Origin of the sequence: Leuconostoc fallax KCTC 3537 (genome assembly GCF_000165675.1) — a bacterium.
GTDB lineage: Bacteria > Bacillota > Bacilli > Lactobacillales > Lactobacillaceae > Leuconostoc_B > Leuconostoc_B fallax.
The window spans coordinates 48,766-64,195 of the sequence record NZ_AEIZ01000015.1 but is presented as its reverse complement, the minus strand read 5'-3'; the positions used below and the strand labels follow the sequence as shown (position 1 = coordinate 64,195).

At 38.4% G+C, this 15,430-nt stretch carries 11 protein-coding genes and 3 pseudogenes; 9 read left to right on the top strand and 5 right to left on the bottom strand.

The window, feature by feature from the left end; all coding sequences use genetic code 11:
- The first annotated feature begins 126 nt into the window (after positions 1 to 126).
- Together purB and hpt are read left to right on the top strand one after the other, a co-directional pair.
- Entirely contained in the window at positions 127 to 1,425 is a 1,299-nt protein-coding gene (gene purB / locus LEUFL_RS0104000) for an adenylosuccinate lyase (protein ID WP_010007635.1), read from the top strand.
- Positions 1,422 to 1,973 (top strand): hypoxanthine phosphoribosyltransferase, encoded by a 552-nt coding sequence (hpt, locus tag LEUFL_RS0103995; RefSeq protein ID WP_010007633.1) that lies wholly within the window; start codon positions 1,422 to 1,424, stop codon positions 1,971 to 1,973. The genes purB and hpt overlap by 4 nt, the downstream gene beginning before the upstream one ends.
- 52 nt (positions 1,974 to 2,025) lie before the next feature.
- Here hpt and def read toward each other — a convergent pair whose 3' ends face one another.
- Positions 2,026 to 2,592, bottom strand: a complete 567-nt coding sequence (def, locus tag LEUFL_RS0103990; RefSeq protein WP_010007632.1) for a peptide deformylase — start codon at positions 2,590 to 2,592, stop codon at positions 2,026 to 2,028.
- A gap of 75 nt (positions 2,593 to 2,667) precedes the next feature.
- On the opposite strand from def, the gene LEUFL_RS0103985 reads away from it, so the two are divergent.
- The 3 genes and pseudogenes from LEUFL_RS0103985 (at position 2,668) to typA (ending at position 5,642) form a co-directional block, all read left to right on the top strand.
- Entirely contained in the window at positions 2,668 to 2,949 is a 282-nt protein-coding gene (locus tag LEUFL_RS0103985) for a UPF0223 family protein (protein ID WP_010007631.1), read from the top strand.
- Positions 2,946 to 3,732 (top strand): annotated as a pseudogene (locus LEUFL_RS11375) (inositol monophosphatase family protein). The gene LEUFL_RS0103985 and the pseudogene LEUFL_RS11375 overlap by 4 nt, the downstream one beginning before the upstream one ends.
- Positions 3,733 to 3,800: 68 nt before the next feature.
- On the top strand, positions 3,801 to 5,642 hold the full coding sequence (gene typA / locus LEUFL_RS0103975) for a translational GTPase TypA (protein ID WP_010007627.1): 1,842 nt from the start codon (positions 3,801 to 3,803) through the stop codon (positions 5,640 to 5,642).
- Positions 5,643 to 5,676: 34 nt separating this feature from the next.
- Here typA and fni read toward each other — a convergent pair.
- The 4 genes and pseudogenes from fni to mvk form a co-directional block, all read right to left on the bottom strand.
- Positions 5,677 to 6,730, bottom strand: a pseudogene (gene fni, locus LEUFL_RS11370) (type 2 isopentenyl-diphosphate Delta-isomerase).
- The gene (locus tag LEUFL_RS0103965) at positions 6,723 to 7,748 is read right to left on the bottom strand and encodes a phosphomevalonate kinase (RefSeq protein ID WP_010007625.1); all 1,026 of its coding nucleotides are present in this window, start codon (positions 7,746 to 7,748) and stop codon (positions 6,723 to 6,725) included. The pseudogene fni and the gene LEUFL_RS0103965 overlap by 8 nt, the downstream one beginning before the upstream one ends.
- Positions 7,741 to 8,696 (bottom strand): annotated as a pseudogene (gene mvaD / locus LEUFL_RS11365) (diphosphomevalonate decarboxylase). Before mvaD ends, LEUFL_RS0103965 begins: the two are co-directional and overlap by 8 nt.
- Entirely contained in the window at positions 8,693 to 9,628 is a 936-nt protein-coding gene (gene mvk, locus LEUFL_RS0103955) for a mevalonate kinase (protein WP_010007621.1), read from the bottom strand. The pseudogene mvaD and the gene mvk overlap by 4 nt, the downstream one beginning before the upstream one ends.
- Before the next feature lie 256 nt (positions 9,629 to 9,884).
- Here mvk and LEUFL_RS0103950 point away from each other — a divergent pair, with 256 nt between their 5' ends.
- The 4 genes from LEUFL_RS0103950 (at position 9,885) to asnS (ending at position 15,389) form a co-directional block, all read left to right on the top strand.
- On the top strand, positions 9,885 to 12,269 hold the full coding sequence (locus LEUFL_RS0103950; RefSeq protein WP_029508641.1) for an exonuclease domain-containing protein: 2,385 nt from the start codon (positions 9,885 to 9,887) through the stop codon (positions 12,267 to 12,269).
- A 61-nt stretch (positions 12,270 to 12,330) separates the two neighbouring features.
- Complete coding sequence (locus LEUFL_RS0103945; protein ID WP_010007619.1) at positions 12,331 to 12,864, top strand: hypothetical protein; 534 nt, start codon at positions 12,331 to 12,333, stop codon at positions 12,862 to 12,864.
- A gap of 4 nt (positions 12,865 to 12,868) precedes the next feature.
- Positions 12,869 to 14,050, top strand: a complete 1,182-nt coding sequence (locus LEUFL_RS0103940) for a pyridoxal phosphate-dependent aminotransferase (protein ID WP_010007617.1) — start codon at positions 12,869 to 12,871, stop codon at positions 14,048 to 14,050.
- A 31-nt stretch (positions 14,051 to 14,081) separates the two neighbouring features.
- Entirely contained in the window at positions 14,082 to 15,389 is a 1,308-nt protein-coding gene (asnS, locus tag LEUFL_RS0103935; protein WP_010007615.1) for an asparagine--tRNA ligase, read from the top strand.
- The last annotated feature ends 41 nt before the right edge of the window (positions 15,390 to 15,430 follow it).

The following is a 15,430-nucleotide window of genomic DNA, read 5'->3' as shown; positions in this document are numbered from 1 at the left end:
CTTAAAAGGTTCGCTATTTACGAACCTTTTTTATTTTTGTGAGATAAAATTAATAAAATGTCGAACTCAAAAATGAAATTAACTGGTACAATGATAGATAAAGACAGAATATAAAGGATTGTAAACATGTTAGAACGATATTCACGACCGGAACTTCGCGATATTTGGTCTATGCAAAACCAATATCAAACGTGGCTTGATGTAGAAATTGCTGTTGATGCTGGCTGGGTAGCAGAAGGACACATTCCTGCTGTAGATCTAGAAAAAATTCGTGCCAATGCAACATTTGACCCAAAGCGTATTGCAGAAATTGAATTACAAACGCGTCATGATGTTGTAGCATTTACACGAAATGTGTCAGAATCATTAGGGGAAGAGCGTAAGTGGATTCATTACGGTCTAACTTCAACTGATGTTGTTGACACTGCCCAAGCATTACGCTTGAGACAGGCTAATGACATCATTAAAGAAGATTTGCGTTTATGGCAAGCTGCCATTAAAAAGTTGGCTTTGACATATAAAGATACAGTCATGATGGGACGGACACACGGTGTCCATGCTGAACCAACGACGTTTGGTTTGAAAATGGCACGTTTTTATGCCTCAGCAACACGTGCCATTGAACGTTTTGACCGTGTATCAAAAGCAGTTGAAACAGGTAAGTTAAGTGGAGCGGTTGGAACTTTTGCCAATGTACCACCGCGTGTTGAAGAAGTGGCAATGGATGAACTTGGATTAACACCACAACCTATTGGTTCACAAGTTTTACCGCGTGACTTACATGCTGATTATATTCAAACAATTGCGTTAATTGGTACGCAAATGGAAGAGTTGGCAACAGAAATTCGCTCATTACAACGCTCAGAAATTCATGAAGTGGAAGAGGGATTTGCTAAGGGTCAAAAGGGCTCTTCAGCAATGCCACATAAGCGTAATCCAATTGGTGACGAAAATATCACAGGATTAGCACGTGTTTTGCGAGGGTACGCTGTAACTGCATTAGAAGATGTTGCTTTATGGCATGAACGTGACATTAGTCATTCTTCTGCTGAACGGATCATTTTAGCTGATGCAACAGCTTTGATTGACTATATGTTACATCGGCATACAGGTATTTTGAATAATTTAGGTGTTTTCCCAGAGACAATGCGTCGTAATATGGATCGTACATACGGTTTGATTTATTCACAGCGTCTATTACTGAGCCTAATTGATGCTGGATTATCTCGTGAGCAAGCTTATGATACCGTACAACCTTTGACTGCGCGTTCGTGGGATGAGCAATTAATGTTTAGAGATTTAGTGGACGCCGATGCAACAATTACATCGCATTTGACAAAAGAACAAATTGATGATGCATTTGATTATCATTATCATTTGCGTCATGTGGATGAGATTTTTAAGAGAGTAGGATTAACTGAATGACTTCATTGATTAATCATCCAGCAATAAAGCGAGTTATTGCTACCGAAACAGATATCCAAGCACAAGTGCAACGTGTTGCCAATGCGTTAACAACAAGGTATGAGCATAAAGCTCAAAGGCCGATATTTGTCGCCGTATTGAAGGGTGGCGTCATATTTGCAACTGACTTGTTACGTCGCATGCCACTTGATGTTGATTTTGATTTTATTGATGTTAAAAGCTATAATGGCACATCGTCAACCGGTCAAGTGAAAGTTGTTCATGATGTGAGTATGGATGTGACGGATCGTGATGTTGTCATTGTAGATGAGATTATCGATTCTGGACGTACAATGAAGTGGCTCATTAATTATTTCGAATTAAAGGGTGCTGCCTCAGTGACCTCTGTAGCTCTTGCTGATAAAAAGGATGCGCGTGTTCTTGATATCGACGTCGATTTTGCGGGGATGCTTGTACCAGACGAATTCTTAGTCGGGTATGGTATGGACTATAATAATCGTTTTAGAAATCTACCAGTTATTGCAGTTGTAGATTTTGATAAATTATGATGAATAAAAAACATCAAATTATATTTGATGTTTTTTGTGTCTATATTTAATTTTAGTCGATATACTTAACATCATCTTCAACACGCCAAGGTGCTGTTGTATTGATGTGGTCATAATAAAGATGACCGTGTAGATGATCAATCTCATGCTGGAAAATAATAGCAGGATAATCACGCAATTTGATGGTTTGTGTTTGACCTTGTTCATCTTGATAGCGAACTGTAATACGGTTGGCGCGTGTGACGAAACCGGGAACGTCTTCATCTACAGATAAACAGCCTTCTCCAACGTTAAGTGCACCGCGCTTCACTGATTCAGAAATAATGACCGGGTTAAAGATGGTACCTTGCCAATAAGGCTCATCACTATCTTCATCCAAAGGCGGAACAAGAATTGAAGCCATTTGGAGAGAGTAACCAACTTGTGGTGCAGCTAAACCGACACCCGGACGCAAGCCGTACTTTTCGTTTTGCTCATCATCTTGTGAAATAACAAGATAGTCCATCATATCCTGAGTTAATTGTTGGATTTCATCGCTAAGAGGGAATTCAACCTTTTTTGCTTGTGCACGTAAAACGGGATCACCATCACGTACAATTTTATCCATTGTAAAACGCATTTTTCATTTCTCCTATATGTCACATGACACATTTTTATACTATTTTAGTATAGCAAAATTTGATAGAATTGGTGTATGACAAATAATAATTATCAGCTGCCAATTGAACGACATTGGCATACACAGGATATCATTAAGGTTTCTAAGTTAGTAGATGATGTGCTCTCAGTTTATGAAACGAGTATGCGACGTTCCAATTTACTAACAGCATACCGTGATTTTTGTGATGTAATACCATCTAAGGGCGAACAGCGTAAATTTGATCGAGATTTTGAGCAACAAACGGGATATAGTATTTATAGAACGATACAAACAGCAAAAGCTTCGTCAAAAGATAGGATAAGATTAGGCTTATGAGTTTTCAACAATTTGAAATTCAAGAAATTGACCAAACAGTCATGTTATGGCTTGATGAGTTACGAACACAAACGATTACAGCAATGAATCAACAATTAGACGTTGATGTGAAATCAGACGCCAGCGATTTAGTAACGAATGTTGATCGAAACAATGAAAGAATTATTGTCGAAAAAATTCGGAGTTTTGATGCTGGCGCTGTTATTGTGAGTGAAGAAGGTTATGGCGATCGACCAACTAATATGGCAGGACACGTTTGGTTTGTGGATCCGATTGATGGGACGATGAACTTTGTTAAACAACGAGAAGATTTTGCTATCATGATTGCCTTATACGTTGATGGCGAACCAATTCTGGGTTGGATATTAGACGTAATGGGCAATGTAGTCTATCATGGTGGGCCACAAATTGGTGTTTATAGTAACCAATTACGGATGACTAATCCAGTAGATACACAACTCGAAAATGGTATCATTTTGTTGAGCGGTAAACGGCTACTATATAATATGTTCGGATATGACACAATTGCTAAGCATGCATTAGGATATCGTGTGATTGGTGCGGCGGGGCCATCGTTTATTCGAGTCATTCGTGGGCAATCAGTTGGCTATTCTTCCAAGATGATGCCCTGGGATTTTGCAGCAGGCAATGTCCTGGCAAGAACATTAGATCTTTTGGTAACAAACCTTGACGGTTCACCACTTGATATGTTAAAAATCAAACGTAGTATTAGTTGCTACACATCAGACGCATCGTAAAATTATGACGTTGCGAAAGAGCTAGGGTAATAAGCTATCTTGTTTCCCTAGCTTTTACTATGAGTAGCAGTAAGTTAAAGGAGCACTGGAAAATTGGCAAATCGCGAAGACATCCGTAACATCGCTATTATTGCCCACGTCGATCATGGAAAGACAACGTTGGTCAATGAACTTTTGAAGCAATCAGATACAATAGACTCTCGTAAAGATATTGGTGACCGTGCCATGGATACCAACGATATCGAAAAAGAGCGTGGTATCACGATTTTGTCAAAAACAACAGCTGTTAAAGTTGGCGACAAACAAATTAATATTTTAGATACACCCGGACACGCGGACTTCGGTGGTGAAGTTGAGCGTATTATGGGAATGGTTGATGGTGTTTTATTGGTTGTTGATGCCTTTGAAGGTACAATGCCACAGACACGTTTTGTTCTTAAAAAGGCGTTCGAACAACATCTAACACCAATCGTTATTGTGAACAAGGTCGACCGTCCAGGTGCTCGTCCTGATGAAGTTGTCGATGAAGTTTTGGATTTGTTCATTGAATTGGGTGCAGACGATGAGGGCTTAGAATTCCCTGTTATCTTCGCATCAGCTATGAATGGTACAAGTTCAATGAGTTCAGACGTAGCAGATCAAGAGCATACAATGAAGCCAGTCTTTGATGCAGTATTTGATACAATTCCTGCACCAGTTGATAATTCAGACGAACCACTACAATTCCAACCTGCAATGTTAGATTATAGTGATTTCGTTGGTCGTATTGGAATTGGTCGTGTTAAGCGCGGTACAATCAAAGTTGGTGATAATGTTGATCTATTAAAGCTTGATGGCACAACAAAGAGCTTCCGTGTAACTAAGTTATTTGGTTATATCGGTTTGGATCGTGTTGAAATTGAAGAAGCAAAGTCTGGTGATTTGATTGCGATTTCAGGTATGGAAGACATCAACGTTGGTGAAACTGTTACTGATCCAGAACATCCAGAAGCATTGCCAATTTTGCGTATTGATGAACCAACATTGCAAATGACTTTCCGTCAAAATGATAGTCCGTTTGCTGGTCGTGAAGGTAAGTTCGTTACTGCACGTCAAATCGAGGATCGTTTGAAGCGCGAATTGCATACTGATGTTTCTCTACGTGTTGTTGATACAGATCAAGCTGGTGCTTGGTTAGTATCTGGTCGTGGTGAATTACACCTATCAATTTTGATCGAAACAATGCGTCGTGAAGGCTTTGAATTACAAGCTTCACGACCACAAGTTATTTACCGTGAAGTTGATGGTCAATTATCAGAACCTTTCGAATCTGTACAAATTGATACACCTGACGAATATTCATCAACAGTTATTGATTCATTGAACCAACGTAAGGGTGAGATGATTAATATGGAAGCAGTTGGTAACGGTCAGACAAGATTAACATATATGGCGCCTTCACGTGGCTTAATTGGTTATTCTACTGAATTTATGACTGCAACACGCGGATACGGTATTTATAACCATACGTATGCTGAATACCGTCCTGTTATCCGTAACTGGGAACCTGGTCGTCGTAATGGTGCTTTGGTTTCAATTAATCAAGGGACTACTTCAAACTATGCCATCATGGGTGTTGAAGATCGCGGACAAATGTTTGTTGGTGCCGGCGTTGAAGTTTATGAAGGAATGATTGTTGGTATGAATTCTCGTGACAACGATATTTCTGTTAACGTAACAAAGTTAAAGCCACAATCTAACGTTCGTTCTTCTAACAAGGATCAAACAGCATCAATTAAGACACCACGTATCATGGGTCTTGAAGCTAGCTTGGAATTCTTGAATGATGATGAATATGTTGAAGTAACACCAGAAAACGTTCGTATTCGAAAGGAAATTTTGAATACTTCAGAACGTGAAAAATCAGCAAAGCGCCGTAAGGCAGCCACAAATTAATTAATAAAAAAGTAAGACCAATAAATTATTGGTCTTACTTTTTTTGTCGTTGCTGTATAAAATTATCGATAGTAGTACTTGTTATAAATTCTCGACTTTGTAACTCAGAAGTATTTTTTGGCGCCTAATAATGCATATATTAGCGGCAAATTCTGTTGCCATTCGTTTATTGTATGAACGAGGGCATCTTGCCCTTTAGAAACAAGCGTATGTAAAAAGTATCCTGCACTACTTGTAAGCGTAGCACCCAGCATCAGACTGGTAATCACATCTTGAATTTTTTGAATACCACCAGTTGCGATAAGCGGTAGCGTATTTTGGGACATTTTAGCATCTAATAAGCTTTCAACCGTTGAGAAACCATAGTTGTCTAAATTTAATTTCAGTTTATCTTGATTACGCCGATTTTCGATTTTTGCAAAATTAGTACCATTAGCACCACCTACATTTATAGCTGCAACTCCAGTATCTTGTAATAAATTAAAAGTAGCTTGACTCATGCCAAAACCAACCTCTTTAACAATTACTGGGACAGGGGATTTAGCTGCGATAGTTGCGATGTTATCTAACCAATAAAAACTACGATCACCTTCGTGTTCGCTCATGGTTAGCTCTTGCGCAACGTTAAGATGAAGCTCTATTGCATTGGCGTCAATCATATCTATTGCGTTACGTACATTGATAATGTTGTGATTAGCACCTAAATTAGCAATTAAGAAACCATCTTGATGCGTCTTACGCACTATTTTAAAGCTTTCTCTTTTGTCTGGCTCTTTGATTGCAATACTTTGTGAACCCACGGCCATTGCCAAATCTGTCTCTAGTGCTACTTCGGCAAGTTGTTGATTGATTTGGGTGGTCTTTTGTGAACCACCGGTCATTGCCTCAATATAAAATGGCCATGAGAAACGATGATTAAGCATAACGGTACTTGTATTAACATCTTGGACAGTTAATTCGGGTAATGCATTCGGAACCCAGCGGACATCATCGAAGGTAGCGCCGATAATTTGAGGTTGCTGTCGCCAAGAATGAACACCAAGTGATAAATGTTCATCTTTTCGATGTGATTGTTGAGATTCAGTCATAGTTACCTCCTATTTTTAGATCCTCATAAATGGTAACAGGTAGTACATCGAAATTTGTAGCGGGTAATGGCTCTTGAGTTAATGCAATGATATAAGCATTATCACCAAAACCTGCGCCACTTATTTTACCAGCTAATTGATGTTGTTGAATATATGATAGCACGGTAGCTAATTTTGATGTACTATACGTTGCAGGTAAATATTCTGTTAAGAGTGCTTGATTGTAAGCGATATACTGTTTGAGCTGTTGATAATTTTGACTTTTGATAGCGATTATAATTTTGTCAACAATGGTAATATTTTGCTTATAAAAGACGGCAGGTATCTGCACAGATTTTAAAGCTTTTTTAGTACTAGCGGCTTGATAAGTTGGTGCCAGATACAGTTGCCAATTCATAGGCCAAGTTAGAGGCTCAATATGGAGCCCAGACCAAGGAGAATCTACTATTTTGGCTGTATATGGTTGTTCGAATTTTGATAGATCAGGACTACTATAAGCAATGATGCCGTGATAAACGCCAACTGCAATATCGCCTAAGGAACCAGATTGTTGCACATTTAAATGTGCTAAAGCTGCTAATTTAAATAACTGAATACGTGATAAATGTAACTTAAAATAGCGATCTAATCCTTCAACAACGGCAACGACGACGGCTGCAGATGAGCCGAGACCAAGTTTTCCGGTTGAATGATCCAAATCACTATTAATATTGATATTAAATTCTTTTAATAGAGGCTTTTGATGATGATACATATAATCCTGTACGATATGCACAGCAGACAGGGCATAACACCATTTTGTGTCAGCTACTGTATTGGGTAAATGATCAATGTTAAAGGTTAAAGGGCTTTCAATTAAGTTGGATGTCATTGTTGATACATTGTTATGTGTTTCACTAATCGTTAACGTTAGACCTAAATTGATAGCCGCAACAATGGCTAGATTACCAGGCTGTGTAATGGCATATTCACCGGCTAAAAATAGTTTACCAGGCGTTGTGATTTTGATTTTATTCATAGGATATATCGGGACCACTTTGTGCGATTTCAAGTTTTAAGTTGGGTAGGGCATTGTTGAGCGTTTGAATAATCAATTGTGCGTGTTCAACATGTGTAATAATTTTGACGTTAGGGCCGGCATCCATTGTGGCAAAAGCAAGAAGACCTTGATGTTTTAAATCATCAACAATTTGTAAGATACGTTGTGTTTCTGCTGTGAAATATGTAAATGGATGCTGTGTGGCAGTTAGATTCAAATCATGCATGCTCATAGCATTGGCTTCTGCAATAGTCCCAATTTTTTCAATATCTGCGGCCATCACTGCTGACTGCATATCAATGAATTGCTGCTGACTATTGTTAACCCAATTGCCATAATCAGGTGAAGTGAGCGCACGCTGCATACCTTCAGTAGAACCCACTTTCTTTTGCTGACTAGAGACTTCTGCAACAACTAACGCAATCGGCATGGCTGGGGCATGTAAACTTTCAGCAAAAGAGGAATCGTTATCAATGCCAGCATGCCATACTGCAAAATGGCCGAAAAATGAACGACTAGCGGAGCCTGATCCACGGCGTGCTAATCGAGATAGCGTACAAGTATCCAAATGCAATCCCAATTCTTGAACGACTGCGCCAGTTAAGGCAGCAAAAGCAGAAGCTGAAGAGGCTAGACCAGCACTAGTTGGTACGTGATTATAGCTATTAATTTTTAATGTGGGGAAATAACCTAATTCGTCTCGTAAAACATCTAAAAACTGATGAACACGCGTCGCATCAACCTTTTGATTATTGAGATATAATACGTCGGTAGATAACGTATCATCAATGGTAACGGTTGTTTTGGTATAGAATTTATCTAGTGTTAAAGATAATGAACTTGTAGTGGGTAAATTGAGTTGTTGATTTTTTTACCCCAATATTTAATGAACGCAATGTTGGTGTGCGCTTTAGCTGTACTTGTCATGATAGTGGTTGTATCCATGTATTTTGTGCGCCCGCAGCATTGAGGGCGTTAGCAATTGTAATCGCATCGTTATTATTTTTGGCAAGTGCAAACATTGCACCCCCAACACCAGCACCAGTTAGCTTGGCACCAAGAGCGCCGGCATTTATAGCCGCTGTGACTAATTTGTCGAGGCGTGGATGTGAAACACCAAGTGATCGTAAGGTACGGTGTGCTTCGCTAAATAATTCACCTAAGTAAGCAGGTTGATTGTTGACTAATGCTAATCGAACCTCATCGCTTAATGAACCAAGATGTTCAATTTGCGCATAAGTTTCATCAAAATTAATTTTGAGTTGTTCTTTAATTACACTGATGGCTCGAATAGTTTGACCATGAATGCCAGTGTCAGCAATCACTAGTGTGCCACTCAGATGCATATCAAAAGACTGCATGATTTTGTTCTTAACGAACCAAACAGGGTTGGTTGCATGAACTGTGGCAGCATCTAAACCGCTTGGTGAACCGTGGGTAATAGTTTCTTCAATATCTGTAAAATAAGTACGCTCAGTTTCACTTAAACCAGTATTGAAATAATTAAAAAAGGCCTTAGTAACTGCTGTAGCTAAGGCAGCTGAAGCGCCCAAACCTCGTTCTTGTGGGATGTTAGTTTCGATGGATAATGTAAACGTCATATCCGGCACGCCGAATTTATCTAATAAACGTAAGATTAATTGGCGAAGGCCCTCAATATTTGCACCAATTTCATTTAATTCACCGTGAAAATGATTACCATCGAGGACTTGACCGCGGAATGCTGGTCGTAATGTAGCAGTCACTGTGAGATTTGGGAGTGGCATGGCAATAGCTGGTTGACCATAGACTACTGCATGCTCACCAATCAATATTACTTTAGCGTGTGAAGTACCAACGCCAATCATTTGACTAATCATAAATTTCTCCAAATAATACCTTACTATTGTAACGCAGACAGACTTTTTAGGCCAAATAAGTGTAAAATATAATAGAATTGCGTTGTTAAAAATAAGTCAGATTAATAATCGTAATGCTAAGATTTTGTAGCATACTGTGTAAATTATATACGTTCTTCTTAAAAAATAACAATAAAAATTAGCGATATCGTTAATTTTGGCTGATTTTTAACAGCGTGATTCAACTCTAAAATAGAAAGGTATCATGAACCTAATGATGAACGCCAATGACTCCTTTGTGGTAGTTGATTTGGAGACGACTGGTCAAAGTGTTGATCGTGGTGGCAGAATTATTCAAATTGGTATGACGTTTATTAAAAAGCGTAAGATTGTGGACCACTTTGAAACTTTTGTTAATCCTGGCCAATTAATTGATCGTCAAATCCAACAATTGACGCATATTTCGCAAAACGAGGTCCAGCATGCACCATATTTTGAAGAGATAGCACCTGTTATACACACGCTGTTAAAAGATAGTGTTATCATTGCACACAACGTTAATTTTGATTATCCTTACCTGAATGAAGAGTTTGAACGAGCGGGATTATCACCATTAGATATTCCTGCCATTGATACAGTGATGTTATCACAAATTTTGCTGCCTACAGCACCAGGGTATCGACTTGTTGATTTAACACAATATCTGGATATTAAGCTTTCCAATGCGCATCGTGCAAATGAAGATGCACACGCAACGGCAGAATTATTCTTATCTTTATGGCGTTTAGCAGAACAGTTACCTGCACAAACATTACAACAACTGCAGCAAGGACAGTGGCAATTATTACGCCAAACACAAGCTTTCTTGCAATTGGTTCGGCCAAAGAGAACCCATCATCAATTTACAATTTTTAATGAAAAAATTGCTTTACGTCAAACGTTCTTATCGAATCAAAAATCACCAAATAATGCATCACTCACTTTGCCACAAGTGAAGCAGCATATGAGCTTTAAACCCGCACAAGATAAATTAGTACGTCATGTGTCTGAATTTATCGATAAAAAGCATCATGGTGTATTGACGATTAATACACCACCTAAAAGTGGTAAAACAGTTGGTTACTTAATCCCGGTGTTGCTTAATGCGTTAAAAAAGCAGACTGTATTGTTGACTGATGATGTCAGCTTACAGCAGCAACAAATGCAACTAATTCATCAATATTGTCGCTTTTTCAAGTTGCCAATTAGGGCATCTATTTTATATGAACCCAATTGTTATATTGATTTAGAGAAATATAGTCAACTTTTGACGGATGATCAATATCCAGCTCAGGTACAGTTACTCAAGGCGCGGATTCTAGTTTGGCTAACGCAAACTAAAACTGGCCTGTTACAAGAAATAAAAATTGGTGCGAGTAATGTATCCTGGTTATCTGAACTAAAAGGTCATGAACAAACTTACTTTTTCAAACGTGCACAACAAAATGCACAGGTAAGCCAGATTGTCATTATGAATTTCGAAGCATACTTCGCCTTATCGCAACAATTATTGGTTGCTAAGCAACACGAAATATGGCCGATTGTTGTAATGGAAACGCCTAGTCGTTTTCGTAAAGATTTGAATTACTATTTCCATGTTGCCATTCCTTTAACCCAATTGAAACATCAATTAAGAGCGTTGGTTCTTGAGGAAATGAAAGGTATGACACATCGGCAACGTTTGTTAATGAAACAAATCATAAGCGAGACGTTGCACATTATTAAACAGATTAAACAAAATGGTACGGCTAACAGCAACTTAAAACGCGCACATAAGTTATTTGGCATCCTCATTAAATTACGAGATTTATTGGTTTATAGTCATAACGATGTGCCGCAATTTTTACTATTAGTTGACCACCAATTATTACGGAGCGAAAGATTACTTGCACAGCGTTATTTAGTCAGCCAAGACACGCATCAGTTGGATAATGGCGATCGTCAAGTGACATTGAATTTTGATATAGATGATGTGGCATTTTATCAGAGTCAGTTCTTAACGGCGATTGATAAGTTACTGATTGTGAGCGAATTTTTACCGGTAGATGTGAGTGAATTACTGATGGCTGTGCCAAAAACGCACACTTTCAAGCGTGAATTTATTCGAGATAATACGACCAAGGTTAATCTCGTGGCGCTAGGTGATTTTTCATTTTTGCAACATTTAGAAGCTTTGGTGCAAACTAAAGTAGGTCCCATTCTAGTCATTCTGCCGGATAAGGTTAGAGTGAATCATTGGTATCAAAAGATACGCTACGGATTAGAAACAGATTATGGCATTGTGGCCGAAGGCGTGACAGGATCATTTAATAAAATACATCGTCAGACACAACCTAATCAATTAGAGATAATCCTTGTGACTGATCAGATATTTGATCACTTATGGCAAAGAGAACAGTCTGTTCCAAAAATTGTTGTTGTACCTGAGAAAACAGTCTGGCAACCGGCGTCACGACTGGAATTATTATTGGGTAAAATGCAACGTAATAATACTAATGTGCTTGTGACACAACTTAATGCAATGCAACGCCATCGTTTTAAAAAGAAAATCGATATTAAAAAATTTGATCAAAAACCCGAAATATTAACTCAAAAATATTTGGAAATGATGAAAGAATATTAAATTTGTGATGCATTTCTTGATATAATATTTGAGTAAAGCAGTGGTATGTAGGAGATATTTTATGATGCAATTTAGAGAAGATATTAGGATCCGGCAAAACCAAAGGAAACCTAAGATTCATTGGGCACGTGTATGGTTTTGGTTAATAGGGGTAATGATTATTCTCTTAGCCGTTGTTTTGACTGTTTTTTATATCTCACTATCACCAGTACGACAAGCTGAACAGAAGGTCAATGCATTTGTTTTGCATAAAACTAAAATTACGAAGATTTCGTCAACGAGTATTGATAATCGTAAACATATAACTTATGCAGTGATTGGTGAAGACGCATCAAAACAAAAGCAAGTTGCTATTGTTAATGGCAGTATAAATCATGTGCGGGTTTACCGTCGTGATAGCGGTCTTTCAGATGATGCTTTACGGCAGTTAATCATTAAGAAGTATCAGCCCAAGAAAATTTATAGTGCTAATATTAGTCGTTATCAAAATGCTTTGGTATGGGAAGTGAGTTATTTAAACCAACGCCGGCAGTTGAATTATGTGACATTGGATTTTAAGACGGGCAAGCCGTATCGCACAATTGAAGGGATTTAAACAGATGACACTATCAAAAAGAATTTCTGAATTAACACCATCGCCGACTTTGGCTATGAATAAAAAAGCAAAAGAAATGCAAGCTGAAGGCATTGATATTATTAATCTTGGTGTTGGAGAGCCTGATTTTCAAACGCCAGACGAAATTGCCGAAGGCGCTATTCAAGCGATTCAAGCACAAAAAACAAGTTTCTATACAGCCACAAGCGGTATAACAGAGCTAAAATCTGCCATCGTATCAACTGTTAAAACCAGATATAATGCAACGATTTCACCACGGAATGTGACGGTTACTACAGGTGGTAAGTTATCATTATATGCGTTAATGCAGACATTACTAGATCCAGGAGATAGTGTTGTAACGGCTGCACCTTATTGGGTAAGTTATCAAGAACAAGTGAAATTAGCAGGGGGGCTTTTAGAAGCAATCCAACCCGCTAACCCTGCCTTGAAATTAACAGTAGCAGATTTAGATGCATTAACACATCCTGTAAAAGTGATTATCATTAATACGCCGACTAATCCAACCGGGCAAGTCTATACACGCAATGAAATCATTGCCTTATTAGATTGGGCTAATCAACATGACACTTACATTATTTTAGATGAAATTTATGGTCAGTTAGTATACAATGATACAGTATTTGTTTCAGGACTACAGATTCAACCAGTCGATGATAGTCGCATGATTATTGTGGATGGGGTGTCTAAAGCCTATGCAATGACAGGCTGGCGTATTGGGTGGACGATTGCTGATGCTAAAATTATTACAGCTATGAACAAGTTGCTCGATCATTTAACATCGAATCCAACGGCAGTAGCACAGTATGCAGCATTGGCAGCCCTTCGTTCTAATCCAGATAATATCGAAAAAATGCGTTTGGCTTTTGAACAGCGCTTAAACAAAACTTACACTGCACTCAACGCGGTTAAAGGATTGTCTGTTGCATTAAAACCACAAGGTGCTTTTTATTTATTCCCTAAAGTAGACAAAAATGTTATGGTTAATGTTGGTGTTAACAGCACTGAAGAGCTATCTTTGAAGCTACTTAATGAAGCACATGTTGCTTTGCCTGCTGGTGAAGGTTTTGGCATGCCAGGATACTTAAGAATCAGTTATGCTAAGAGTCAGGATACTTTAGATCAAGCGATTTCACGTTTGGCAACGTTCTTTAACCAATATTAAAATATTAATGATAGAAAGTTCAAATAATTCAATGTTACAAGAAATTCCTACGATTCAGATTACAGATGTTAAACATTACGTTAACCAAACTGTCCGCATTGGCGTATGGTTACGTCAAAAGCGTGGTAGCGGTAAAATTGCCTTTTTGCAACTACGCGATGGTACAGCCTTTTTCCAAGGTGTTGTGGTTAAAAGTGATGTCTCAGAAGAAACTTTTGAGATAGCCAAGAGTCTTAAGCAAGAAACCAGCATGTATGTTACTGGCGAAATTCATGAAGATACACGGTCTGATTTTGGTTACGAAATGGCAATTTCTGGTATTGAGATTGTTGGTGAAAGCCATGATTATCCGATAACACCTAAGGAGCATGGTGTTGATTTTTTGATGGATCATCGACATTTGTACTTACGTCATTTAAAGCCTTTCGCAACTTTGAAAATTCGTAACGAATTAATTCGTGCAACATATGAATTTTTCAATAAAGAGGGATTTACAAAATTAGATTCACCCATTTTAACAGGTTCTGCACCTGAAGGTACAACAGAACTATTCGAGACAGATTATTTCGGTGAATCTGCTTATCTTTCTCAAACGGGACAGTTATATGCCGAAGCAGGGGCAATGGCTTTTGGTAAGGTGTTTACATTTGGGCCGACATTCCGTGCTGAAAAATCTAAGACACGTCGTCATTTGACGGAATTTTGGATGATTGAGCCTGAGATGGCTTTTACAACCCAAGAGGAAAGTCTGGAAGTTCAGGAACGTTATATTTCATATTTAATTGAATCTGTTTTGAAAAATAATGAGCAAGAACTTGATATTTTAGGGCGTGATAAGGAGGTTCTGCGTTCATACACACAATTACCATATCCACGTTTGAGTTATGATGATGCGATTCAGTTATTGCAAGATAATGGCTTTGATGTAGAATGGGGTGTTGATTTTGGTTCGCCAGAAGAAACATTCTTGGCAGAACACTTCTCAAAGCCAGTGTTTATCGTTAATTTCCCTAAAGAGATCAAAGCATTTTATATGAAGCGCCACCCAACGCGTGACGATGTTGTGATTAGTGCTGATTTGCTTGCCCCTGAAGGGTATGGTGAAATTATCGGCGGATCAGAACGTGATACTGATTATGAGTATCTTAAGACACGTATTGAAGAGCAGGGTCTGGATTTAGCAGAATATCAATGGTATTTAGACTTACGTCAATATGGTACGGTACCACATTCAGGATTTGGCTTAGGGCTAGAGAGAATGATTACTTTTGTAACTGGTGAAGAACATATTCGTGAGGCCATTCCATTTCCACGTATGATTTCACGTATTCGACCTTAATTAGTGCATAAAATTTAAAATACGTCTGGGCACTGAGGTAG

Coding starts and splice junctions, on each gene's coding strand:
- LEUFL_RS0103945 (WP_010007619.1), top strand. CDS start 12,331: ATGATGCAATTTAGAGAAGATATTAGGATCCGGCAAAACCAAAGGAAA.
- hpt (WP_010007633.1), top strand. CDS start 1,422: ATGACTTCATTGATTAATCATCCAGCAATAAAGCGAGTTATTGCTACC.
- LEUFL_RS0103965 (WP_010007625.1), bottom strand. CDS start 7,748: ATGAATAAAATCAAAATCACAACGCCTGGTAAACTATTTTTAGCCGGT.
- LEUFL_RS0103985 (WP_010007631.1), top strand. CDS start 2,668: ATGACAAATAATAATTATCAGCTGCCAATTGAACGACATTGGCATACA.
- LEUFL_RS0103940 (WP_010007617.1), top strand. CDS start 12,869: ATGACACTATCAAAAAGAATTTCTGAATTAACACCATCGCCGACTTTG.
- purB (WP_010007635.1), top strand. CDS start 127: ATGTTAGAACGATATTCACGACCGGAACTTCGCGATATTTGGTCTATG.
- asnS (WP_010007615.1), top strand. CDS start 14,082: ATGTTACAAGAAATTCCTACGATTCAGATTACAGATGTTAAACATTAC.
- mvk (WP_010007621.1), bottom strand. CDS start 9,628: ATGATTAGTCAAATGATTGGCGTTGGTACTTCACACGCTAAAGTAATA.
- def (WP_010007632.1), bottom strand. CDS start 2,592: ATGCGTTTTACAATGGATAAAATTGTACGTGATGGTGATCCCGTTTTA.
- LEUFL_RS0103950 (WP_029508641.1), top strand. CDS start 9,885: ATGAACGCCAATGACTCCTTTGTGGTAGTTGATTTGGAGACGACTGGT.